Source organism: Curtobacterium flaccumfaciens (genome assembly GCF_018598405.1).
GTDB classification, from domain to species: domain Bacteria; phylum Actinomycetota; class Actinomycetes; order Actinomycetales; family Microbacteriaceae; genus Curtobacterium; species Curtobacterium aurantiacum.
On sequence record NZ_JAHEWS010000006.1, the window covers coordinates 1 to 22,273 of the forward strand.

Annotated in this window: 25 protein-coding genes; 11 read left to right on the forward strand and 14 right to left on the reverse strand. The window is 71.1% G+C overall.

What is annotated here, in order from left to right; translation table 11 throughout:
- Positions 1–55: 55 nt before the first annotated feature.
- The 3 genes from KK097_RS05145 (at position 56) to KK097_RS05155 (ending at position 3,231) form a co-directional block, all read left to right on the forward strand.
- Positions 56–1,462 (forward strand): APC family permease, encoded by a 1,407-nt coding sequence (locus KK097_RS05145; RefSeq protein WP_071405068.1) that lies wholly within the window; start codon positions 56–58, stop codon positions 1,460–1,462.
- The gene (locus KK097_RS05150; RefSeq protein ID WP_214543928.1) at positions 1,459–2,388 is read left to right on the forward strand and encodes an acetamidase/formamidase family protein; all 930 of its coding nucleotides are present in this window, start codon (positions 1,459–1,461) and stop codon (positions 2,386–2,388) included. The genes KK097_RS05145 and KK097_RS05150 overlap by 4 nt, the downstream gene beginning before the upstream one ends.
- Before the next feature lie 75 nt (positions 2,389–2,463).
- Positions 2,464–3,231 carry an SGNH/GDSL hydrolase family protein gene (locus tag KK097_RS05155; RefSeq protein WP_250896468.1) on the forward strand — a complete coding sequence of 256 codons (768 nt, stop codon included), beginning with the start codon at positions 2,464–2,466 and terminating at the stop codon, positions 3,229–3,231.
- Between the two features lie 69 nt (positions 3,232–3,300).
- Here KK097_RS05155 and KK097_RS05160 read toward each other — a convergent pair whose 3' ends face one another.
- The 3 genes from KK097_RS05160 to KK097_RS05170 all read right to left on the reverse strand — a co-directional run bounded on the left by KK097_RS05160 (position 3,301) and on the right by KK097_RS05170 (position 5,706).
- A complete protein-coding gene (locus KK097_RS05160) occupies positions 3,301–3,792 on the reverse strand; it encodes a GNAT family N-acetyltransferase (RefSeq protein ID WP_214543929.1) in 492 nt (163 codons plus the stop codon).
- A gap of 4 nt (positions 3,793–3,796) precedes the next feature.
- Entirely contained in the window at positions 3,797–5,200 is a 1,404-nt protein-coding gene (locus KK097_RS05165; protein ID WP_214543930.1) for an LLM class flavin-dependent oxidoreductase, read from the reverse strand.
- 137 nt (positions 5,201–5,337) lie between these two features.
- Entirely contained in the window at positions 5,338–5,706 is a 369-nt protein-coding gene (locus KK097_RS05170) for a VOC family protein (protein WP_214543931.1), read from the reverse strand.
- A gap of 62 nt (positions 5,707–5,768) precedes the next feature.
- Between KK097_RS05170 and KK097_RS05175 the strand changes: the two genes are divergently transcribed.
- The 3 genes from KK097_RS05175 (at position 5,769) to KK097_RS05185 (ending at position 7,177) form a co-directional block, all read left to right on the forward strand.
- Positions 5,769–6,218 (forward strand): MarR family winged helix-turn-helix transcriptional regulator, encoded by a 450-nt coding sequence (locus tag KK097_RS05175; protein WP_214543932.1) that lies wholly within the window; start codon positions 5,769–5,771, stop codon positions 6,216–6,218.
- A 118-nt stretch (positions 6,219–6,336) separates the two neighbouring features.
- The gene (locus tag KK097_RS05180) at positions 6,337–6,945 is read left to right on the forward strand and encodes a hypothetical protein (RefSeq protein ID WP_214531568.1); all 609 of its coding nucleotides are present in this window, start codon (positions 6,337–6,339) and stop codon (positions 6,943–6,945) included.
- A gap of 4 nt (positions 6,946–6,949) precedes the next feature.
- Positions 6,950–7,177 carry a hypothetical protein gene (locus KK097_RS05185; RefSeq protein ID WP_214544027.1) on the forward strand — a complete coding sequence of 76 codons (228 nt, stop codon included), beginning with the start codon at positions 6,950–6,952 and terminating at the stop codon, positions 7,175–7,177.
- Here the strand turns inward: KK097_RS05185 and KK097_RS05190 are convergent.
- Positions 7,165–7,734: a uridine kinase family protein gene (locus KK097_RS05190; protein WP_214543933.1), complete on the reverse strand. Its 570-nt coding sequence runs from the start codon at positions 7,732–7,734 to the stop codon at positions 7,165–7,167. The genes KK097_RS05185 and KK097_RS05190 overlap by 13 nt on opposite strands.
- Positions 7,735–7,787: 53 nt before the next feature.
- Here KK097_RS05190 and KK097_RS05195 point away from each other — a divergent pair, with 53 nt between their 5' ends.
- On the forward strand, positions 7,788–8,243 hold the full coding sequence (locus tag KK097_RS05195) for a GNAT family N-acetyltransferase (RefSeq protein ID WP_214543934.1): 456 nt from the start codon (positions 7,788–7,790) through the stop codon (positions 8,241–8,243).
- On the opposite strand, the gene KK097_RS05200 is transcribed toward KK097_RS05195, so the two are convergent.
- Positions 8,197–8,772, reverse strand: a complete 576-nt coding sequence (locus tag KK097_RS05200) for a TetR family transcriptional regulator (protein WP_214543935.1) — start codon at positions 8,770–8,772, stop codon at positions 8,197–8,199. The two genes, KK097_RS05195 and KK097_RS05200, sit on opposite strands and share 47 nt — an antisense overlap.
- Positions 8,773–8,867: 95 nt before the next feature.
- On the opposite strand from KK097_RS05200, the gene KK097_RS05205 reads away from it, so the two are divergent.
- Both KK097_RS05205 and KK097_RS05210 read left to right on the forward strand, forming a co-directional pair.
- A complete protein-coding gene (locus tag KK097_RS05205) occupies positions 8,868–9,920 on the forward strand; it encodes a zinc-binding alcohol dehydrogenase family protein (RefSeq protein ID WP_214543936.1) in 1,053 nt (350 codons plus the stop codon).
- Positions 9,921–9,938: 18 nt separating this feature from the next.
- Complete coding sequence (locus tag KK097_RS05210; protein ID WP_214543937.1) at positions 9,939–10,748, forward strand: hypothetical protein; 810 nt, start codon at positions 9,939–9,941, stop codon at positions 10,746–10,748.
- Here KK097_RS05210 and KK097_RS05215 read toward each other — a convergent pair.
- The 6 genes from KK097_RS05215 to KK097_RS05240 form a co-directional block, all read right to left on the reverse strand.
- Positions 10,741–11,211 (reverse strand): GNAT family N-acetyltransferase, encoded by a 471-nt coding sequence (locus tag KK097_RS05215; RefSeq protein ID WP_214543938.1) that lies wholly within the window; start codon positions 11,209–11,211, stop codon positions 10,741–10,743. The genes KK097_RS05210 and KK097_RS05215 overlap by 8 nt on opposite strands.
- A 135-nt stretch (positions 11,212–11,346) precedes the next feature.
- Positions 11,347–11,796 carry a Fe-S cluster assembly sulfur transfer protein SufU gene (gene sufU / locus KK097_RS05220; protein ID WP_214543939.1) on the reverse strand — a complete coding sequence of 150 codons (450 nt, stop codon included), beginning with the start codon at positions 11,794–11,796 and terminating at the stop codon, positions 11,347–11,349.
- On the reverse strand, positions 11,793–13,085 hold the full coding sequence (locus KK097_RS05225; RefSeq protein ID WP_214544016.1) for an aminotransferase class V-fold PLP-dependent enzyme: 1,293 nt from the start codon (positions 13,083–13,085) through the stop codon (positions 11,793–11,795). The genes sufU and KK097_RS05225 overlap by 4 nt, the downstream gene beginning before the upstream one ends.
- 136 nt (positions 13,086–13,221) lie before the next feature.
- Complete coding sequence (locus KK097_RS05230; RefSeq protein ID WP_214531562.1) at positions 13,222–13,434, reverse strand: Rv0909 family putative TA system antitoxin; 213 nt, start codon at positions 13,432–13,434, stop codon at positions 13,222–13,224.
- Positions 13,435–13,529: 95 nt separating this feature from the next.
- Positions 13,530–14,813 carry a chloride channel protein gene (locus tag KK097_RS05235; protein WP_214543940.1) on the reverse strand — a complete coding sequence of 428 codons (1,284 nt, stop codon included), beginning with the start codon at positions 14,811–14,813 and terminating at the stop codon, positions 13,530–13,532.
- Positions 14,814–14,950: 137 nt separating this feature from the next.
- Complete coding sequence (locus KK097_RS05240; RefSeq protein WP_214531560.1) at positions 14,951–15,934, reverse strand: magnesium and cobalt transport protein CorA; 984 nt, start codon at positions 15,932–15,934, stop codon at positions 14,951–14,953.
- A 203-nt stretch (positions 15,935–16,137) separates the two neighbouring features.
- On the opposite strand from KK097_RS05240, the gene KK097_RS05245 reads away from it, so the two are divergent.
- Positions 16,138–16,950 (forward strand): TspO-related membrane protein, encoded by an 813-nt coding sequence (locus KK097_RS05245; RefSeq protein ID WP_214543941.1) that lies wholly within the window; start codon positions 16,138–16,140, stop codon positions 16,948–16,950.
- A 113-nt stretch (positions 16,951–17,063) separates the two neighbouring features.
- Here KK097_RS05245 and ald read toward each other — a convergent pair whose 3' ends face one another.
- From ald to KK097_RS05260, 3 genes are all read right to left on the reverse strand, one after another.
- Positions 17,064–18,164 (reverse strand): alanine dehydrogenase, encoded by a 1,101-nt coding sequence (gene ald, locus KK097_RS05250; RefSeq protein ID WP_214543942.1) that lies wholly within the window; start codon positions 18,162–18,164, stop codon positions 17,064–17,066.
- 141 nt (positions 18,165–18,305) lie between these two features.
- A complete protein-coding gene (locus KK097_RS05255) occupies positions 18,306–19,265 on the reverse strand; it encodes an AraC family transcriptional regulator (RefSeq protein WP_214543943.1) in 960 nt (319 codons plus the stop codon).
- A gap of 48 nt (positions 19,266–19,313) precedes the next feature.
- On the reverse strand, positions 19,314–20,276 hold the full coding sequence (locus KK097_RS05260; RefSeq protein WP_250896470.1) for a sugar-binding transcriptional regulator: 963 nt from the start codon (positions 20,274–20,276) through the stop codon (positions 19,314–19,316).
- A gap of 192 nt (positions 20,277–20,468) precedes the next feature.
- Here KK097_RS05260 and KK097_RS05265 point away from each other — a divergent pair, with 192 nt between their 5' ends.
- Entirely contained in the window at positions 20,469–22,208 is a 1,740-nt protein-coding gene (locus tag KK097_RS05265) for a glycerol-3-phosphate dehydrogenase/oxidase (protein ID WP_214543944.1), read from the forward strand.
- Positions 22,209–22,273 lie beyond the last annotated feature (65 nt).

Below are 22,273 nucleotides of genomic sequence, written 5' to 3' on the forward strand. Positions count from 1 at the left end.
CCCCTGCACCACCCCTTCCCCTGCACCCGTCCCTCCACCCGAAACGGAACCCGACATGTCGCAGCAGCACAGCGAGCTCTCCGCACAGCAGCAGCTCGAGGCCTACGGCTACAAGCAGGAGCTCAAGCGCTCCGTCTCCACGACCGACCTGCTCATCTACGGCCTGGTCTTCATGGTCCCGATCGCCCCGTGGGCGATCTTCGGCACCGTGTACAACGCCTCCAGCGGCATGGTGCCGCTGGTGTACCTGGTCGGCCTCGTCGCGATGATCTTCACCGCCCTGGCCTACGCGCAGATGGCGAAGTCGATCCCCCTCGCCGGCAGCGTGTTCTCGTACGTCGGCCGCGGCATCCACCCCACCGCCGGGTTCTTCGCCGGCTGGGCGATCCTGCTCGACTACCTGCTCGTCCCGACGCTGCTCTACGTGTTCGCCGCGGAGAGCATGGTCGGCATCTTCCCGGGCACGCCCCGCTGGCTGTGGGCACTCGTGTTCGTCGCGATCAACACCGTCATCAACCTGGCCGGGGTGTCCTCGCTCAAGCTCGCGAACCGCATCTTCCTGCTCATCGAGCTCGTCTTCGTCGCGATCTTCGTCGTCATCGCCATCGTCGCGCTGACCGGTGGCACGATCCCCGACGCGTCCTTCGGCACCGAGCAGATCTGGGACCCGGCCAAGGTGTCGGCGCCGCTCATCGCCTCGGCCCTGTCGATCGCGGTGCTGAGCTTCCTGGGCTTCGACGGCATCTCGACGCTGTCCGAGGAGTCCACCGGCCGTCGTGGCGGAGCCGGCACGGCGATGATCCTGGCGCTCGTCATCGTGGCGTTCCTGTTCATCCTGCAGACCTGGCTCGCATCCGCTCTGGCCGCGGGGCGGGACTCGTTCTCGGACAGCGAGGCCGGCAACGCCTTCTTCACCATCGTCGAGCAGGCTTCGTCGAGCGGGTGGGCGACCGCGTTCTTCGCCGTCAACGTGCTCGCCGTCGGCATCGCGAACGCCATGGCCGCACAGGCCGCGACGAGCCGTCTGCTCTTCTCGATGAGCCGCGACCGTCAGCTGCCCGCGTTCCTGCACAAGCTCAACGGGCGCCAGGTGCCGCAGAACGCGATCATCGTCGTCTCGGTGCTCTCCGCGATCCTGGTGCTGTTCTTCGTCGGGCAGATCGACACGATCTCGTCGCTCGTGAACTTCGGCGCGCTGTTCGGCTTCATGCTCCTGCACGTGTCCGTCTTCGTGCACCACGTCGTCAAGGGGAAGTCGCGCAACTGGCTGCTGCACCTGGTCGTGCCGCTGGTCGGGTTCCTGATCATCGGGTACGTCCTGCTGAACGCCGCGGTCGAGGCGAAGGTCGGCGGGATCATCTGGCTGATCGTCGGCGCGGCCGTGTTCCTGTACTACCGACGCACCGGCCGTTCCACCGAGGTCGGTTCCGAAGCAGAACCGACGACGGAGGACGCACGATGACCCCGGACCACTTCCTGCCGAACACCCTCGGCCGCCCCGGGTTCGCAGCCGACCGGGAGCCCGTGCTGCGGGTCCGCCCCGGCACCGGCGAGACCATCGGCTTCGAGACCACCGACGCCGTCTACGCCGAACTCGACCAGCACCACGACATGGCGCAGCTGCAGGCACCGATCAACCCGGTGACCGGCCCGGTGTTCGTCGAGGGGGCAGAACCCGGCGACACCCTCGTGGTGACGATCCACGCCATCGAGCTGACCACGCACGGCTGGTCGGTGTCCCTGCCCGGCTCCGGGGCCCTGCAGCACGTGATGGGCGACCGGGTCTTCGCCCGCCGCTGCCCGATCTCGGACGGCACGGTGCAGGTGTCCGACCGGCACCGGTTCCCCGTCCGGCCGATGATCGGGTGCATCGGGACCGCCCCGGCCGAGGGCGAGAACTCGACGATCATGCCGGCCTACCCGGAGGGCGGCAACATGGACGTCACCGAGGCCCGCCCCGGCTCGACCGTGTCCCTGCCCGTCCGGGTGCCCGGTGCGCTGCTGTCGATCGGCGACATCCACGCGCTCATGGCCGAGGGCGAGTCGTCGTTCGTCGCCATCGAGGCCCAGGGCACCGCGATCGTCTCCGTCGACCTGGTCAAGGGCGGTCCGGTGCTCCGCGCGCCCCGCATCGAGACCGCCGACGACTGGCTGTTCGTCGGCCTCGGCGACCCCGTGCAGGAGAGCGTCCGGCGCGGGTACGAGGACGCTTTCGCGTTCCTCGTCGACGAGCACGGCTGGACCCCGGAGGACGCCTACGCGGTGCTCAGCGCGGTCGGCGACTCGAAGCTCGGCGGGCCGACCGGCTCCAGCGCGCCGGACCCGCTGCACCCGTTCGCCGCCGTCGGCGCGGTCACCCTGCACCGGGTGCCGAAGGCGGTGCTGTGAGGGTTCGCTGATGCGGGTTCCCGGTACGGCGGATGTGCCGGGAACCTGCACAGGCGTGTGCACGATGATGGGCCCATGCACGACACCATCCGCTACGTCGCGATCGGCGACAGCTTCTCGGAGGGCATCGGCGACGCCGGACCCGCTCCGTTCCCCGGCTGGACCGGACGACTCGCGAGCGCGATGGCGGGAGCCTCGGACGCCGACGTCTCGTACGCGAACCTCGCCGTCCGCGGCCGACTGCTCGCCGGGGTCCTCGGCGGCCAGCTCGGGGCCGCCCTCGCACTCGACCCGGCGCCGACCCTGATCACCTTCTGCGCCGGCGGCAACGACCTGCTGCGCCCACGCTTCGACGTGGACGCGCTGATCGGGCAGGTCGAGGCGGCCGCCGACCGCGTCGAGGCCGCCGGGGCCCGCCTGGCGCTCCTCAGCCCGGCCGACCCGAGCGCCCGCCTGCCCCTCGGCTCCCTCATCAACCGCCGCGGTGACGCCTGGGCCGAAGCGCTCGGCACCCTCGCCCGACGCCGTGGTCTGCCGTTCGTCGACGTCTCCCGCGACCCGCACCTCGGCCGCGCGGAGTTCTGGTCGGACGACCGGCTGCACATGAACGCCACCGGGCACCAGCGCGTCGCGGACCTGGCGCTGCACGCGGTCCTCGACGGCCCCGCACCGGTCGAGCCCGCGGACGTCGGTGCCGCCCGGGCCCGCCTGGGCGAAGAACTCCGCTACTACCGCGAGTACGTCCTGCCGTGGGTGCAGCGCCGGATCACCCGCACGTCGTCGGGCGACGGGCGCTCGGCGACCTACCCGACCTGGACGCCGGTGCGCGGTCAAGACGCATAGCCCGCGTCGGCCCGGGCAGCTCCGCCAGCCGGGTCAGCTGCGCCAGCCGCGTCGCCCGCGCCAGCCCGCTCAGCCCGCGACGTAGACGCGGGTCGTGACCCCGGTCAGCGCGTGCGCGAACTCGTCGCCCGTCGCCACGAAGCCGCCCGCCTCGTACAGCCGCACCGCCCGGTCGTTGTCGCCGAGCACGTGCAGCGCCACGCGCGGGTGCCCGGCAGCTCGGGCGTCGTGCAGCGCCTCGGACAGCAGCGACCGTCCGACGCCGCGGGCCTGCACCCCGGGGCGCACCGCGAGCAACGACAGGTAGGCGGCGTCCGCCGGGTCCGTCGACCGCCCGGTGCCCGGAGCCGTCACGAGCACGAAGCCGTCGACCGCGCCGTCCGGGCCGGGGGCCACCAGCCAGGCGACGTGCTCCGCCGCGAACTTCTGCCGCGCGCGCTCCCGCACCGCCGGGTCCTCGGCGGCACCGTCCCGGGCAGCCACGGCAGCGGCCCACAGGTCGATGCAGGTGTCGGTCTCGTCCACGGTCGCAGGACGCACGACCACGGACGACTCGATCACCCGATCAGCCTACGACCGCGCGGCTCCCGATCCTGAACGACGCCCCACGGTGCTCGTCGGGCAGCCGGTCCCCGCGGCCGTGCAGCTTCTGGCGGAGCGAACCCGACCCGTACTCCTCCGGGTACGCCCCACGGGTGCGGAGCTCCGGGATCACGAACTCGATGACGTCCTCCCACGTGCCCGGGGTCACCGCGTACGCCAGGTTGAAGCCGTCGACGTCGGTCAGCTCCTGGATCTCCTGCAGCCGGTCGGCGATGGTCGCTCCCCCGCCGACCGCCACCGGGCCGAGCCCGCCGATCGCCGTCTGCCGCGCCAGGTCACGGATCGTCCACTTCGACCCGTCCTCCCCCGTCGCCGCCGCGATGTTCGCCGCCGCCGACTGGATCGCGTTCGACTCGACGTCGCCGAGGGGCTGGTCCGGGTCCCACTGCGACAGGTCGACCCCCATCCAGCCGGAATTGAGCACCAGCGCACCGAGCTCCGAGGCGTACGACAGGTAGTCCTCGTACTTCGCCTGGGCCAGTTCGTCGGTGGCGTCCGTGATCACGGTGAGCAGCGTGTAGACGCGGGCGGCGTACCGGTCGCGACCAGCTGCCTCCAGAGCGTCCCGGACCTTCGCGACGGTCGACGCGAGCTGCTCGACGGTCGGTGCGCCCACGAAGACCGCTTCCGCGTTCTCCGCGGCGAAGCGGATGCCGCGCGGCGACGCGCCCGCCTGGTAGATGACGGGCGTGCGCTGCGCGGACGGCTCCGACAGGTGGATGCCCGGCACGTCGAAGTGCGTGCCGTGGTGCTCGATCGGGTGCACCTTCGCCGGGTCCGTGAAGACCCCGGCTTCGCGGTCGGCGACGACGGCGTCGTCCTCCCACGAGCCCTCCCACAGCTTGTAGAGCACCTCGAGGTACTCGTCCGCCACGTCGTACCGGTCGTCGTGCGACAGCTGGTCGGTCTGGCCCATGTTCCGCGCGGCGCTCGGCAGGTACCCGGTGACGACGTTCCAGCCGACCCGTCCCTTGGTCAGGTGGTCGAGCGTCGACATGCGTCGGGCGAACGGGTACGGGTGCTCGTACGCGGTGCCGGCCGTGATGCCGAAGCCCAGGTGCTCGGTCACCGACGCCATCGCCGACACGAGCAGGATCGGGTCGTTCACCGGCACCTGCGACCCGGTGCGGAGCGCGGCCTCGTTCGACCCGCCGTACACGTCGTAGGTGCCCAGGACGTCGGCGATGAAGATGCCGTCGAACGCGCCGCGCTCGAGCGTCTTCGCCAGGTCCGTCCAGTAGGTCAGGTCGCGGTAGTCCCGCGACCGGTCGCGGGGGTGCCGCCACAGTCCGGAGGACTGGTGCGCGACGCAGTTCATGTCGAACGCGTTGAAGCGGATCTGCCGGTGCTCGCTGCTCGTGGTCACGGGTCGAGACGCTACGTCGGACACCTGCGACCGTCACGGATCGTGACGAAGCGTGACGGTCGGCTCCGGCACCGGTCTGGAGGCCCGCCCCGCGTCCGTCACGGCACCCGCCGCGGGCGCGTGGCCGGTTCCGGGGCTCAGGCGCGGTCGTGGAGCGTGACGTGGTACCCGTCGGGGTCGGCGAACGTGAACGTCCGACCGAAGGGTCCGTCGATCGGCGCCGAGACGATGCGGTGTCCGTCGGCGACCAGCGCGTCGTGGATCGCCTGCACGTCCGTCGCGTGCAGCCAGATCGCGGCGCCGACGCCGGGCTGCGCCACCGCGTCGAGGTCCGTGCCGGGCACCAGGTCGCGCAGGGCGAAGGCGATCGGCGCGGTCTCGAACACGACGGCGTGCGGCGGGCCGGCCTGCGAGCGCACGAGGCCGAGGTACCGCTCGTAGAACGCCTGCGAGGCATCGAGGTCGCGGGTCTGCAGGGAGATGAAGTCGGGGCCGGTGACGGGCATGTGGTGCTCCTCGGGTTCGTGTCAGTCTTCTGACACAGGACAAGCTATGTCAGACTACTGACATGCGTCAAGACGACACCGGTATCCACCTCGAGACGTCGATCGGCTACCTGCTCAAGGAGACCGCGAGTGCCCTCCGCGCGTCGATGGAGGCCGTGCTGCGCCCGCTCGCCATGACGGTGACGCACTACTCCTGCCTCGAACTGCTCGCACAGCGCCCCGGCCTGTCGAACTCCGAGCTCGCCCGGGGCACCTTCGTCACCCGGCAGTCGATGAACGTGTTGCTGCAGACCCTGGAGCGGGACGGCTTCGTCACCCGTGCCGCCGAGCCGCCCGTCGGCAAGGCGCTGCCGACACAGCTGACCGAGAGCGGACGACGGAGCCTGGCGCAGGCGAGTGCGGCGATCCGCGGGGTCGAACAGCGGATGCTCGCCGATCTGACCGCGGACCAGCAGGCGGAGGCCCGCCAGATCCTGCGGAGCATGGTCACCTCGCTCCGCAGTCAGAGCTGATCACGCCGGGCCCGTCATCTGGATGTTGTGTTTCGCTCACCCTTCCGGCGCGTCTGTTTTGCCGGACTGATGTTTCACATTGATGCTTCTCCTCGTCGACCACGAGGAAAAGGACACCATGACGACATCGAAGCGCCCATTCATCCGGACGAGCCAGCTCGCGTTGGCACTCGCAGCCTGCATGGCAGCGACACCGGCAGCGCCCTCGGCGAGCGCTGCCACCAGCACCGAGGGCCCGAGCGCAGCTGCTCGTTTGTCCGAGATCGCCCAGCGGTACGAAGTGGGCGACGAGCTCTCCGCTTCCGATGAGCGGTTCATCAAGAAGACAGGCACGCCAGCATCCGGCTCCGCGCTGCTCGGTACGGCCGCGAACTGCTTCAACACGCTCCGCACCGGCGGCGTGAACGGACGCGGGCGGGTCGAGGGGTGCCACGGTTCGGTCATCGGCAGCGGCATCACGAACAGCTGGCGGACCGGGTACACGGCGACGGGGAACTCGCAGGTCAGGAAGCTCCGAGCCGCCGAGCACATCCGGGCGTACGGACTCGTCGGTTCCGGCGGGTTCGGCGTCGTCTACTCCAGGGACGTGTCGTCAGGCATCCTCAACACCCGCTCACACCAGTTCTCGCGGTCGGCGACCTTCAAGGCCCTCGCCGCCTACGTGACCGTCCAGTACGACGCCACGTTCTGGACGTCCCGCGGTTCGTTCAGCGTCGTCGGCGGGTAACGCTGTGCACGAGGACTTCACCGGCCTGTACCTGTCGAGCGTCTGGCTCAGCCTGGCGATGCTCTCCGGCAGCCACGCGCGTTCGCGGAACCGCTCGGCCTGGACCTGGTTCCTCTTGACCCTGCTCCTCGGCCCGCTCGCCGTGCTGCTCCTGGTCACGTGGCCAGCGCGGCCCGCGCAATCGGCCAGGGCACCCTCGACGGCGGACAGCGATCCAGGTCAGGCCACGTAGCGCACCGACGCGGAGGCCTTCGGCGCGTACCGCTCCTCGAAGTCACGCTCGTTGGGCATCCACACGTCTCGCCAGAGCGCATCGTGCCTGCGCCCGAGCGCGCGATCACGAGCCATGCCCCGACGCACCGCAGTGTCGAGGTCCACGTCGCACCAGATGCTGACGTCGAGGTGCGGGAGCGTGTCGGGGTGGAAGAGTCCGATCAGGTCGACGATCAGGACGCCCGTCCGCGGCAGCGGCTCAGCCGGCCCGAGGGCTCGAACCGACCAGTCGAACCGCCGGAACGTGCTCGTCTGACCGGCCCGGTGCGGTTCGAGCACCGACGACACCAGACGGCGACGATCGACGCCGTCCCAGTCGACTGAGCGCCGGTGGGACCGAACGGGGTCGAGGAAGTCGTCGCCGCGGATGCGGACCGCGCCGGGGAGTCCCTCGACGAGCGTACGCGTCAGCGTGGACTTGCCGGACCCGCAGTACCCGGAGACGCCGACGACGATCCGTGCGCGAGCCGAGGCTCGGCGGGACGCGACAAGCTCGATGACGCCGTCGCGCTCCATCGGGCAAGGGTACGAGGTCGATGGGGGTGCGCCGGTGTTCGTAGGCTGAGCGGATGGACGTCGCACTGCGGGACAGCACCACCGAGGACCTCGAGTGGCTCGTCGAGCTCCGGGCCGTGGTGCTGCGCGACGACCTGACACGACTCGGTGTGTTCGACGAGACGCGCGTCCGACAGCGCCTCCGCGACGCGTTCCAGCCGCAGCTGACCCGGATCGTCGTGGTCGACGGCCGCGACGTCGGCTCGATCACCGTGCGGGCCGAGGACGATGCCCGTTGGGTCGAGCACTTCTACCTCGCGCCCGACGTCCAAGGCCGTGGAGTCGGATCAACCGTGCTGCGCGCTGTCCTCGACGAGCCCCACGACGGGCCGACGCGGCTCAACGTGCTGGTGGGCAGCCCCGCCCGCCGACTGTACGAGCGACACGGCTTCGTGTTCGACACCGACGACGGCGTCGACGTGTTCATGACGCTGCTGGCCGCCGATCGAGCACCCCACGGAGCGCACTGAGCTGCTCGTCGACGACGTCGGCCATCCGGCGTTCGGCGGGCCCGGTGAGCCAGGCCTCGAGGGCCAGGTGGAACAGCATCACGGTCGTCTCGGCGATCACCGCCGCTTCGGACGGGTCGAGCCCACGACTCACGAAGGCCTCGCGCACCGCGTCCGTCAGGTCGGCACGCTTCCGGGCGTCGCGCTCCCGGAGCGAGGACTCGGACAGCACCAGCCGCCGCACGGAACCGACCTCACCGTGGCGCCCCTCGAACCGTTCGTCGGCGACGGTGCGGAGGCCGTGCATGACGATGTCGAGCGGGTCGATCCCGGCCGGCGCTCCCTCGATGGCGGTCCGGGCGAGGTCGGGGATCTCGGCACCGGCGAAGATCACCTCACGCTTGTCGGCGAAGTACCGGAAGAAGGTGCGGGTCGTCAGGCCGGCCCGCGCGGTGATCTGCGGCACGGTCGTCGCCTGGTAGCCCTGCTCGGCGAACAACTCGAACGCCGCTCGCTCGAGTCGCCCTCGGGCATCCGGAGACCAACGCATGGGTCCACAGTAGTGGTGATGACACGTTGTGTCATGGTTGAATGGGCGATGACACGTCGTGTCATGACCCACTTCGAGCAAGGGATCGGGACACCATGTCGTCATCGGGCAACGCCGCACTCTGGACCACGTCGACCGGACGGTTCACCGTCGGACCCGCGCCGGTCCCCCAACCCGGCCCCGGCGAACTCGTCGTCCGTGCCGAAGCCGTCGCCGTCAACCCGGTCGACGCCGTCGGCGGGCTCTTCCGGCACCTGGTGTTCCCGAAGCTGCGGTTTCCCGCGGTCCTCGGATCGGACGTCGCCGGCACCGTCGTCGCGATCGGCCCCGGCGTCGAGCGGTTTCGTGTGGGCGACCGGGTCGTCGGGCACGCCGCGGGGCAGGAGCAGCACCGGAACAGTGCTGCCGAAGGCGCCTTCCAGCACCTGGTCCTGCTGCTCGACCGCGTGACCACCCCGGTCCCCGATGACCTGTCCGCCGAGCAGGCGGCGGTCCTGCCGCTCGCTGTCTCGACCGCAGCGGCCGGTCTCTTCGAACCGGACCAGCTCGCGCTGTCGCTCCCGACGGCGGACACAGCCGAGGGCCCCGGGGCCGTCCTGGTGTGGGGTGCGTCCACGAGCGTCGGTGCCAACGCCGTCCAGCTCGCCCGGGCCGCCGGGTACGCCGTGATCGGCACCGCGTCGCCGAAGAACCACGGGTTCGTGCAGGGCCTCGGGGCCGAGGCCGTGTTCGACTACCGCGACGACGGTGCCGCACGCCGCATCCTCGAGGCACTCGCCGACCGGGAGCTCGCCGGCACCCTCGCCATCGGTCAGGGCTCGTTGACCCGCACGCTCCCGGTCGTTCGGGCGGCGACCGGCAGCGGTCGGCTCGCGTCCGCGTACCCGACACCGGTGACGACGATCCGTGCGCGGCTCGAGCGTCGACACGGGGTCCACGTCACCGCGATCTGGGGTGGCCGCCCGACGGAGTCCGACGTCGGCCCCGCGATCTACCGCGACTTCCTGCCCGAGGCGCTCCGCACCGGTCGGTACCGCGCGACCCCGACGGCCTCGGTGATCGGCACCGGCCTCGACGCGATCCCGGGAGCCCTCGCCGAACTCCGCGCCGGCGTCTCGGCTCGGAAGCTCGTCGTCACGCTCCCCTGAGCCGGTAGCGTCAGCGACGTGACCGATGCCCACGAGCAAGACGAGACGTTCGAGATCATGATGTCTGGCGGCGCAACGCAGCGGGGACACCTACAGGACCCGAGCGCCGTCACGCTGCACCTGGACCCGCGGCTCCTCGGCGACACCGCCAGGGGCAAGGAGATGTTCGCCCGGGCCATCGAGCAGCAGCACACCGCACTCTCCGACTACGCCACCGCCATCGAGGCCGCCGACGGTGACGTGACGGCTCCGGCGGTGCAGGACGCCGCGACCGCGCTGCACGAAGCGCTCCAGTTCCTGCCGATCGCCCACACCGTGTACACGGGCGCCGGCTTCCCCACCGCCCGCGTCGGGGACGACCCTCGCCCGTCCTCGCTGCGACCGGAACGCGGCGAGCGCGGCCTCGGCGTCCACCCGGACATGCTCACGGCGATCCACGGGGACACCTCGCAGCGCTGGGAGCTCGCGTGCGAAGAGGACCTCCCCCTCGCCGTCGAGATCACCCTGGCGACCGATCCGGACGAGAACGTGCGTTCCGCCTTCCTCATGGGGACGAGGTCACGAACCGTCGTCCTGCTCATGGAACAGCGAGAGACCGACCCGGGCGTCCTCGATCAGCTCGCACAGCAGAGCTTCGCGAGCCCCGAACGAAAGTTCCCGCTGCGGTTCATGCACCTCGCACCGCGTGAGCTCGACGGGCTCTACGAGCTCCTCGGTCTCGATGACGAGGCCGTCGCGCTCGCGAAGGCCCGCTGGGTGCGGGCGCAGGAGCGCGACGAGCGCATCACCGTCGGCGACGCACTCCGCGAGATCGGTGCCGTCAGCTGAGCGGCTTGGCGTACCAGCGGTCCGAGTACGGGTCGTCGTTGAACGGCGGGACCCGCATGAAGCCGAGCCGTTCGTAGAGCGCACAGGCCTCGGCGAGCTCGGCGCGGGTGTCCAGGCGCAGCGACGTGATCCCCCGTACCCGGCAGACGGCCTCCACGTGACGTAGGAGCGCCGAACCGACGCCTCGGCCGCGGTGCTCCGGCAGCGTGAAGACCTTCGTCAGCTCGCCGACGTGGCCGACGAAGCGCACGCCGACGCAGGCGACAGCGGCTTCCCCGTCATTCGCGACGACGAACACCCCGGAGTCCTCCTGCAGGTCGTCGTACGGCTCCTCGTGGAGCGCCCGGTCGACCTCGGCCGACGTCGCCACCCGCCCGTACCACCGCGACGCGACCTCCGTCAGGTAGGCCCGCACGATCGCGTCGGCTCGGACCGAGCCTGGTCGCTCCGTCTCGATGATCATCGCGCCCCTTGATGAGGCATACCATTCAAGCCTTCCGGGGCCCGGTCGGTGACCGGCTGCGGACGGGAGGCGCGGGGCGGGCCCGCACCGGGCCTCCAGGCCGTCAGGTGGTCGCGATCGCGAGCCGCACCCGGCTCAGCGGGACGCGGTCGCCTCGCGCGCGGCGGCTTCCGCCGCGACCCAGGCGAGCATGCCGCACTTGACGCGCATGACGAACTTCGAGACGCCGTGGAAGGCGACGAGGTCCTCGAGGACGTCCTCGTCGGGCTCACCGACACCGCGGGACCGCATCATGGTGCGGAACTCCTCGGTCAGTGCGAGGAGCTCCGGCACGGTCCGACCGACGGCCATGTCGGTGAGGACGGATGCCGAGGCCATCGAGATCGAGCAGCCGTCGCCCTGCCAGGCGAGCCCGGCGATGCGGTCGGTGCCCGGCTCGAGGCGCAGGCTGACGGTGATCTCGTCACCGCAGGTGGGGTTCCGCTCGAAGTGCGAGGCGTCGGCGTCGGGCAGCTCGCCGTCGCCGTGACGGGCCTTCGCGTGGTCGAGGATGACCTGCTGGTACAGGCTGTCGAGGGCGTTCACGCGGTCGCTCCGAAGTAGTCGCGGACCTCGGCGACGGCCGTGAGGAACCGGTCGACATCGTGCTCGGTCGTGTAGACGTAGGTGCTCGCGCGACTGGTCGCGACGAGACCGAGGCGGCGGTGCAGGGGCTGTGCGCAGTGGTGGCCCGATCGGACGGCGATGCCCTGCGCGTCGAGGTACTGCGACACGTCGTGGGCGTGCACGCCGTCGACGTCGAACGCCACCAGTCCGGAGCGCGGGACGCCGGCGGGCGGCCCGACGACGCGGATGCCGGGGACGGCCGCGAGACCGTCGAGCATCCGGCGGGCGAGGTGCTCCTCGTGGGCGCGGACCCGCTCCATGCCGATGCCCTGCAGGTACCGGACGGCCTCGGCGAGGGCGACGGCCTGGGAAACGGGCTGGGTGCCGGCTTCGAACCGCTCGGGCGCCGGCATGAACTCGGAGCCCGCCATCGTCACGGTGGTGATCATCGAGCCGCCGGTGCGGAACGGTGGGAGGGCATCGAGCAACTCCGCACGTCCCCAGAGCACGCCGATGCCGTTCGGGCCGAGCATCTTGTGCCCGGAGAACGCGGCGAAGTCGACACCGAGCTGCTGCACGTCGAGGGGCCGGTGCGGTGCGGACTGGCAGGCGTCGAGCACCACGAGGGCGCCGCGGGCGTGGGCGAGGCCGACGACCTGCTCGACGGGGGCGATCATCCCGGTGACGTTCGACACGTGCGAGAACGCGACGACCCTCGTGCGGTCGGTGATCAGCGCGGCGGCGTCGTCGGCGGTCCAGGTGCCGTCGTCGGCGACCGGGATCCAGCCGAGGGTGGCACCGGTCAGCGCGGCGAGTTCCTGCCACGGCACGAGGTTGGCGTGGTGTTCGGCCTCGGTCACGAGGATCTCGTCGCCGGCGCCCAGGCGGAAGCGCTCCGCGTCGGCACCGCCACGACCACGGCTGGCGTTGGCCATGCCGTACGCGACGAGGTTGAGCGCGTCGGTCGCGTTCGCGGTCCAGACGACCTCGGTCGGGGCTGCGGCGCCGATGAAGCCGGCGACGGTGGCGCGGGCGTCCTCGTAGGCGTCCGTGCTGAGCGCCGCGAGGGTGTGGGCACCGCGGTGGACGGCGGCGTTGTCGTGTTCGAGGAACCGGCGCTCGGCGTCGAGGACCTGGCGGGGGCGTTCCGCCGTCGCCCCGGAGTCCAGGTACGCCAGCGGCTGCCCGTTCACGTCCTGCGCGAGGATCGGGAAGTCCTGCTTGATCGCCTCGACCTCGGTCTCGGTGAGCGGCTGGTTCGGCGCCACGACTGTCACGACTCGTCCTCCTGGTGCTGCTGTCCGGAGCAACCCGTCCATGGTGTCCGTTGTTCCCGACCGCGTCCAGTCGGCACGTCGACGGCCCGGGACCACGCCGGGTCCCGGGCCGTCGCACGGTGCTTCGCTACTCGTTGCCGAGCTTCTTGTCGGCGGCGTCACGCGCGCCGTCGATCTTCTCGTCGTACTTGCCGCCGGTGGCCTTCTTGACCGCGTCGGCCACACCGCCGAGCACCTTGTCGCTGACGCCCTCGGCCTTCTCGCTCTGCAGGGCGTCCTGGACCTTGCCGTCCTTCAGGAACTCCTGGGCCTTCTTCGTGATGTCGTCGAACCCCGCCATCGGCTGCTCCTCGTCTCGGTGCGGAGCCCGTCGCTCCGTCCTTGCGCCGACAGTAGGCTGCCCGACCCCCGGCCGTACCGGAACGTTCGGGGTCTTCACACCATCTGGGCACTGCGGCGACGGGCGAGCACGTACCCGACGGCGACCGCGCCGGACACCGCGAGCAACGAGGGCACGAGGATGTCGGTGCCCTGTTGCGTGAACTCCACGACGAGCACGAGGGCGGTGAACGGGGCACGCATGGTGGTGGCGAGGAACGCCGCCGCACCGACGAACGCGAAGGCCGCCAGGCTCGGGCCGTCGGCGGGCCACAGCAGCAGCCACGCCCCACCCAGACCGCCGCCGATCGCCGATCCGATCGCGATGGACGGAGTCAGCGTGCCGCCGACCGCACCCGCGCCGATGGTGGCCGAGGTGGTGACGGTCCGCAGCACACCGAGCAGCAGCAAGAAGACGATCGGCGAGAGGCCGGCGAACGAGGCGTCGTCGAGCGTGCTGTTCATCGCGACGAGGCCGAGCGCCCGGCCGTTGCCGAGGATCTCCGGGAACGGGATCGCGATCAGCCCCACCATCGCGAAGACCACGGGCAGCACGACGAGCAGGTGCCAGCCCTTCGGGGCGATGCCCTGCAGCCGGTTGGTCAGCTTGACGAACCCGACCCCGGCGAGCCCCAGCACCGGCCCCACGACGACCGCCCAGACGAGCAGCGACGGCGACAGGTGCATCGCGGGCACGTGGTACAGCACCTCGTCCGGGATCACGAGCCGGGCGGTGATGGCGGCGACGGCACTCGTGGCGAAGGCGGGCAGGGCGGTCGCGAAGCTGATCTCCCCGAGCAGGACCTCGACCGCGAACAGCGCACCACCGAGGGGCACGTCGTACACGGCGGCGAGGCCCGCTGCCGCACCGCAGGCGACGAGGATCTTCGTCTCGCGTGCGGTCAGCCCCGCACGACGGGTGACGAGTTGGGCCAGCCAGGCCCCGACCTCACGCGGCGCGACCTCCTTGCCGATGGAGGCACCGAGCCCGACGGCCAGGATCTGGATGCCGGCGTTCGCGAGCGTCGCCAGGGCCGGCATCCGCGTGCCGTCGACGGCCGCGGTGACCGAGACGATCGAGCGCCCCCACCGTCGGAGCGCCCACCAGGCGAAGCCCGTCAGCAACCCGGCGGCCGTAAGCGCGAGGAAGCGGTTCAGGCCGGACGACGCATCGGCCGCCTCGAGGTGCCCGCCGTATCCGTACCCGAAGGCGACGAACTGGATGAGCTGGAGCGCGAGCCAGACCGCGATGCCGGCGATGCCGCCGGAGACGCCCACCAGGGCGGTGACGACGGCGAGCTTGAGGGCCCAGACCGGGGTCGCGTGTCCGGAGTGCGGCATGACCGGAAGCCTAACGGGGTGGACGGGCCCGATGACGAAGGGGACCGACCATGCGGACGTGGGGCGGGCCTCCAGGCGGTGCCTGCCGGGCGGGGCTGCTCAGAACCAGCGAGGCGGTGCCGGCCGGGCGGGGCTGCTCAGAACCAGCGCTTGACCTTGAACACCACGTACAGGATCGCGGCGAACAGGATCATCGCGACGATCGACAACGGGTAGCCCCACGTCCAGCCGAGCTCGGGCATGTGCGTGAAGTTCATGCCGTAGATCGCGGCGATCAGCGTCGGGGCGAACAGGATCGCCGCCCAGCCGGAGATGCGCTTCGTGTCGTCGTTCTGCTTCTGCGCAGCCAGGGTCGAGTCGACGGTCAGCGCGTTCTGCAGCAGCTGCCGGAAGGTGTCGAGCCGCTCCACCGTGCGGATGGCGTGGTCGAGGACGTCACGGAACCGACGCTGCATCTCGATCGGCAGGTGGTACTTCTCGGCACCGCGGTGGAGGTTCTCGATGATGTGGATCAGGGGTCGGGCAGCTCGCTGGAAGTCGACGACCTCGCCGAACAGCTCGTACACCCGGCGGGACACCCCAGCCTCGCCGGAGAACAGCTGGTCCTCGATCTGGTTGATGTCCTCCTCGAGTCCGTCGATGACCGGGACGTAGCCGTCGACGATGGAGTCCATCAGCGCCCAGAGCTGCGCCTGCGGGCCGACGGTCACCAGGCCGGGCTTGCCGCTCATCCGCTGCAGCGCCCGGGGCACGGTCTGCTTGCCGCGGGGGTCGGCCTTCACGACCACGAGGAAGAAGGTCTCGCCGACGAACGCGTGCACCTCGCCGAAGGCCACCTCCTCCTGCCGGTCGTTGTACAGCGCCGGCTTGAGCACCACGAACAGCGTCGAGCCGTAGCGCTCGAGCTTCGGCCGCTGGTGCCCCTCGGCGGAGTCCTCGACGGCGAGCTCGTGCAGGCCGAGGGCGACCGCGACGTCGCCGAGTTCCTGGGCGTCGGGCTGGTGCAGGACGATGCACGCGCTGGCGCCCTGCTCGTCGAGCATCCGGAAGGTGTCGTCGAGGGACGGACTCGCGATCGGGGCGATCCGGTCGATGTAGACGGTGTTCAGTTCGACGCTCACGCGACCACCGTACGCAGGTGCGGCGGGCCGCGGCCCGGCTGCGGCCCGGCTGCGGCCCGGCTGCGGCCCGGCTCCGGCCCGGTCCTGGAGGCCCGTGGCGCGCCCGCCGGCGCATCCCGCGTCTGCCTGAACGTGCGCTGCACGACCGTCGGCAGTGGCCGCCTACCGTGCAGGTCATCAGCATGCTGACGAAAGGGACTGCCATGAAGAGGATCTGGAAACGCATCGCGGTGGCCGTGAGCGCGGTCGCCGCCGTCATCGGCGCGTACGTGGGCTCGGGTGCTGCCGGTGGCACGCCCATCCAGGACGCGGCCGGTGGCGCACTGTCGGCGTCCTCGACCGCGATCGCCCCGGACGGCCCGGCGTTCTCGATCTGGAGCGTGGTCTACGCGGGGCTCATCGGCTACGCGGTCCTGCAGCTCGTCCGCACCGCGAACGACGAGCGGCACGAGCGGCTGGTGGTGCCGGCCGTGCTGTCCCTGCTGCTCAACGCCGCGTGGATCCTGTCGGTGCAGTTCGGGTTCCTGTGGGCGAGCGAACCGATCATCGTGGCCCTGCTCGTCGTGCTCGTCTGGACGTTCACGATCCTGCGTCGGACCCGGTCCCGGTCACGAGGCCTCATCGAGGCGATCCTGACCGACGGCACCTTCGGGCTGTACCTCGGGTGGGTCTGCGTCGCGACCGCCGCCAACACCGCTGCGGTGCTCACGGCGGCGGGCTTCCGGGGCTTCGGGCTCGGGCAGGACCCGTGGGGCGTGGCCGTCGCCGCCGTGGCCGGGCTCGTCGGGGTCCTCATCGCGCTGTGGGGTCGGGGCCGCCTCGCGCCGATGGCCTCGATCGCGTGGGGCCTGGCGTGGGTCGCAGTCGCACGGTTCGAGGGGCCGCTCGTCTCCGTGCCGACGGCGGTCGCGGCCGTGGTGGCTGCGGCGGCCGTGGTCGTCGTGACCGTGGTGGTGCGTGCCCGCGCCGGCTGGGTCGGCGGGCGTGCCGGGGCGGCTGCGGCGGCGGCGGCCTGAGGCTGGGCTGCCTGCGCCTCGTTTCGCGCTGAGCGACACCTCACGCGGCCGCTGACCCGTGAGGTGTCACCCAGCGCGAAGACTCGCGAAGACTCGCGAAGACTCGCGCGGGCTCAGCGCTCGGAGGCCGCCAGGCCGTGCGCGGCAGCGACCGCGGCGTTCGTGACCCGGCCGGCGTGCACGTTCAGGCCGGCGGCGAGTGCGGGATCGGCCTCGAGCGCGGCTTCCCACCCACGGTCGGCGATCGCGACGGCGTAGGGCAGCGTGGCGTTCGTCAGCGAGATCGTGCTCGTGCGCGGGACGGCACCGGGCATGTTCGCCACGCAGTAGTAGACGGTGTCGTGCACGGCGAAGGTCGGGTCGTCATGGGTGGTCGGGTGGGAGCCCTCGAAGCAGCCGCCCTGGTCGATCGCGATGTCGACGAGCACCGAGCCGGGCCGCATGTCGGCGACCATCGCGTCGGTGACGAGCTTGGGGGCCGATGCCCCGGGGATGAGCACCGACCCGATGACCAGGTCGGCGTCGCGCAGGGACTCGGCGATGGCGTGCGCCGACGAGCGCAGAGTCGTGACGCGACCGTCGAACCGGGCGTCCAGTGCCCGGAGCCGCGGCAGGCTGATGTCGAACACGGTGACGTCGGCACCCATGCCGAGCGCCATCGTGGCGGCGTGCTCCCCTGCGACGCCGCCGCCGATGACGACCACGCGGCCCTTCGGCGTGCCGGGGACCCCGCCGAGCAGCAGGCCGCGCCCGCCGTTCGTCCGCATCAGGTGGAACGCGCCGACCTGGGCGGACAGCCGTCCGGCGACCTCGGACATCGGCGACAGCAGGGGCAGCGAGCGGTCCGGCAGCTGCACGGTCTCGTACGCGATCGCCGTCGCGCCCGAGTCGATCAGCGCGTCGGTCAGCGGTCGGTCGGCGGCGAGGTGCAGGTAGGTGAAGAGCACCTGGCCCGGCCGGATCATCGGGTACTCCGACGCGACCGGCTCCTTCACCTTGAGGATCAGCTCGGCGCGCTCCCAGACCTCGGCCGCGGTGTCGACGATCGTGGCCCCGGCGGTGCGGTACTCGTCGTTGGTGAAGGCCGAGCCGGCTCCGGCACCGGACTGCACCAGGACCTGGTGGCCGTGCGACCCGAGCTCGGCGACACCGGCGGGCGTGGCCGCGACGCGGTACTCGTTGTTCTTGATCTCGGTGGGGACGCCGATGCGCATGCGGACTCCTTCGTGGGCGGTGCGTTCGTCCCGTCCATTGAGCACCAGATTCGCCCACAGCAGCGCAGAGCCGAACATCCGGACAGTGGCAGCGCGATCCGTGTCACGGAATTCGGTGGAACGGCTCCCGGCGCCGGTCGGTCAGCGCCCGCGCAGCGACTCGCTCGGCAGCTCCCCGAAGCGACCGCGGTAGGTCGCCGAGAAGCGCCCCAGGTGCCCGAACCCCCATGTCCGCGCGACCTCGGCCACGGTCGTCTCGTCGAGGCCACTGCCGACCAGGTCGGTCCGCGCGCCGTCGAGCCGGACGCCGCGCAGGAGTTCCCCCGGCGTCTGGTCGAGGTGCCTGCGGAGCGACTGCTGCAGGCCACGGGGGCTCAGCCCGGCGGCCGCGGCGATCTCCGGCGTGCCGATCGCCTCGCGCGCGTGCTCGTGCACGAACTCGAGCGCCCGGCGCAGCCGGTCGTGCTCGGGGCCGCTGCCGGACACCGTCGCCCGCCAGCGACTGCGGTGCGGGAACGCCCGGATCGCCGCAGTCGCGAAGGCATGGGCGATGTCGTGCTGCACGATCGGGCTCATCGAGCGCTCGACGTCGAACCACGTCGACGAGTACTTCCGGACCACGGACTGCCACAGGGCGATGCCGTCGACCGTCGGACGGCGCATCGGTTCGAACGCGAACTCGTCGTCGCCGGCGACCGCACGGACGAAGTCACGGTCCAGGTGCACCAGGTTCAGGGCGATGTCGCGGTGGTGCAGGGCGTACGGCTCGGCGAAGGGCAGCACCACGGGGACGCCTGCCCGCAGCTCGTGCGTCTCGCCGCCCGAGGTGATCCGGCTCGTCCCGCTGCGCAGCCACGCGATCAGGAACTCGTCGTCCACGCGACTCTCGCTCCGCAGGTCGACCATGAACCGCGACGACCGCAGGGACATCCGCTCGTCACCGACGCCGGCGAAGTCCCAGTGGGCGTTGTCGTGGGTCCGCCGCACCAGGGGCGCACGGAAGTCGTAGTCACCGGTGAAGAACGCGAGCGCCTGGTCGACGTCGCTGCCGACCATTCGTCGGAAGTACCGCTGACCGGGCTGTTCGAGAGAAAGCACCATGCACCAGAACGTACTTCAGCCCACCGACAGACTGCATCGGTTCCTGACTCAGGGCTGCAGGATCGCCTGCCCCACGCTCTCGTCCAGGATCAGGTCCGTCACCAGCCCGGACGCCAGCGCACCCCGGAGCGACGCGGCCTTGGAGCGGCCCGCGACGACGCAGACACGGCGCGGCGCGCGCTTGATGGTGTCGAGGTCGGGGCCGCCGGCCCGGGCGTTCACCCCGATGTCCCGCCACGACCCGTCCGCCCGGTAGAACACCGTCGAGACGTCCCCGACGACCCCCGCCTGCGTGAGCTCGTCACGGTCCTCGGGGTCGAGGTACCCGCCGGAGTACACGTGCGAGGGAACCGGGGCTTGCGGGGCACCGACACCGAACACGACGAGGTCCATCCGCTCGTGCAGGTCGAGCACACGGCGGATCGAGCGCTCCCGGAACAGGGCCTCCTTCGTCGCGGGGTCGTCGAAGAACGCCGGCACCGGGAACTGCTGCACGAACGCGCCGTACGCCTCGCCGAACCGGCGGAGGATCTCGGACGCGTAGACGATGCCGGTGGTCCGGGTGTTGGCGGCACCGTTGATCTGCACGACCGTCGAGCCGTGCGTGGTCTTCGGCACCAGGTACCGGCTGACCGCGCTCACGGTCGAGCCCCACGAGATCCCGATCACCATGTTGGACTCGACGTACTGCGTCAGGATCCGGGCGGCGGACAGGGCGACCCGCTCGAGCCGGTCGACGTCGCTCGTGTGGTCCGGCACCGGGACGACGTGGGCGTGCACCCCGAAGCGCGAGCGGATGCTCCGGCTCAGCGCGGCTGCCTGGTCGAGCGGCGACCGGATCTGGATGTCGACGAGCCCGGTGTCCCTGGCGTACTTCAGCAGCCGCGACACCGACGAGCGCGAGGTGCCGAGTTCGTCGGCGATCGCGTCCATCGTCAGGTCCTGCAGGTAGTACAGGTGGGCGGCACGCAGCGCCTGCTGCGTGCGCATGGGCTGAGCCGCATCGCTCATGGTGCTCCGATCTGTCGAACGCAACCATGCACGGACGTGCAGGGCCTCTGCAACCCCTGCCGCGCCTCCCGACCGCCGTGTCGGGGCTGGACGACACGTGTGCTGCACGTTCGTGCACGCGAGTTGCCCGCCCTCCCGAACGAGCGCACGATCGATCCTGACCCCACGAACAGACGAAGGAAGCGACGAACCATGTCGAAGAAGACACAGCCCCGGAACACGGTGACCGCCCTCACCGAGCGCCCGAACGCGCAGGTCCTCGTCGTCGGCGGCGGCATCAACGGCATCGCCACGTTCCGCGACCTCGCGCTCCAGGGCGTCGACGTCGCCCTGGTCGAGCGCGGCGACTACGCCTCCGGCGCCTCCGCGGCCTCGAGCCACATGATCCACGGCGGCATCCGCTACCTGGAGAACGGCGAGTTCCGCCTGGTGCGCGAGAGCGTGCAGGAGCGCAACGGCCTGATCCGCATCGCCCCGCACTACGTCAAGCCGCTGCAGACGACCATGCCGATCTTCTCGACGTTCTCGGGCATCATGAACGCCCCGCTGCGCATGCTGACGCACAAGCAGCGCTCCACCAAGGAGCGCGGCGCGATGCTCATCAAGATCGGCATGACGATCTACGACTCCTTCTCGCGCGACGGCGGGTCCGTCCCGAAGCACGTCTTCCGCACCAAGAAGGCCGCGCTCGAGGACATGCCGGCCCTCAACAAGGACCTGAAGTACACGGGCACCTACTACGACGCGAGCGTGCACGAGCCCGAGCGCCTGGCCCTCGACGTCCTGAAGGACGGCCTGGCCGCGGGAGCCGACAAGGCACGCGCGGTCAACTACGTCGAGGCAGCCGGAACCCGCGACGGCGGCGTCCTGCTGCGTGATCGCGAGACCGGCGACGAGTTCGTGTTCACGGCCGACGTCGTGATCAACGCCTCCGGCCCGTGGACCGACCTGACGAACGAGGCGTTCGGCGGCGAGACGAAGTTCATGGGCGGCACGAAGGGCTCGCACATCGTCGTCCACAACGACGAGCTGCTCGAGGCCACCAAGGGCCGCGAGCTGTTCTTCGAGAACGACGACGGCCGCATCGTCCTCATCTACCCGCTCAAGGGCCGGGTGCTCATCGGCACGACCGACATCGACGCCGACCCGTCGAAGCCGGTCACGACGACCGACGAGGAGATCGACTACTTCTTCGGGCTCGTCAAGCACGTGTTCCCGCAGATCGAGGTCACCCGCGACCACATCGTCTACAGCTACTCGGGCATCCGTCCGCTCCCCCGCCACGAGGACACCGCCCCCGGCTTCGTGTCCCGCGACTACCGGATCGTGGACACCCAGATCGCCGGGCTGCCGAAGTCGACCGTGCTGTCGCTCGTCGGTGGCAAGTGGACGACGTTCCGCGCCCTCGCTGCACACCTGTCCACCGAGGCGACGACCAAGCTCGGCATGAGCCGCAAGGTCGACACCACCGGCATGCCGATCGGCGGTGGCAAGGAGTTCCCGACCACCGACGCGCAGCGTGCCCTGTGGATCAAGTCGCACCGTGACGGTCTCGACGAGTCCCTGGTCGAGGGGCTGCTCGAGCGCTACGGCACCCGTGCCGCCGAGGTCGTGGACGTCCTGACCGACGGCCCGGTCGAGCCGCTCGAGTCCGACCCGTCGCTCACCCGCGCCGAGGTCGCGTACTTCGCCCGCCACGAGCAGGCCGTCCACCTGGTCGACGTCGTCCTGCGCCGCACGAACCTCGCGTTCGTCGGCGGGGTCACGATCGACCTGCTCGACGAGCTGGCCGACGTGCTCGCCGAGGCGCTCGGCTGGACGACCGAGGAGCGTGCGGACGAGGTCCAGCGCACGCTCGACGTGCTGCGTGAGTCGCACGGCGTGATCGTGCCGCTGACGGCGGCGTCGGCGTCGGCGTCGCAGCTCGCGTAGTCGACGCGACTGACGACGGACGGGAGGCCCGGTACCAGCTGGTACCGGGCCTCCCGTCCGTCCGC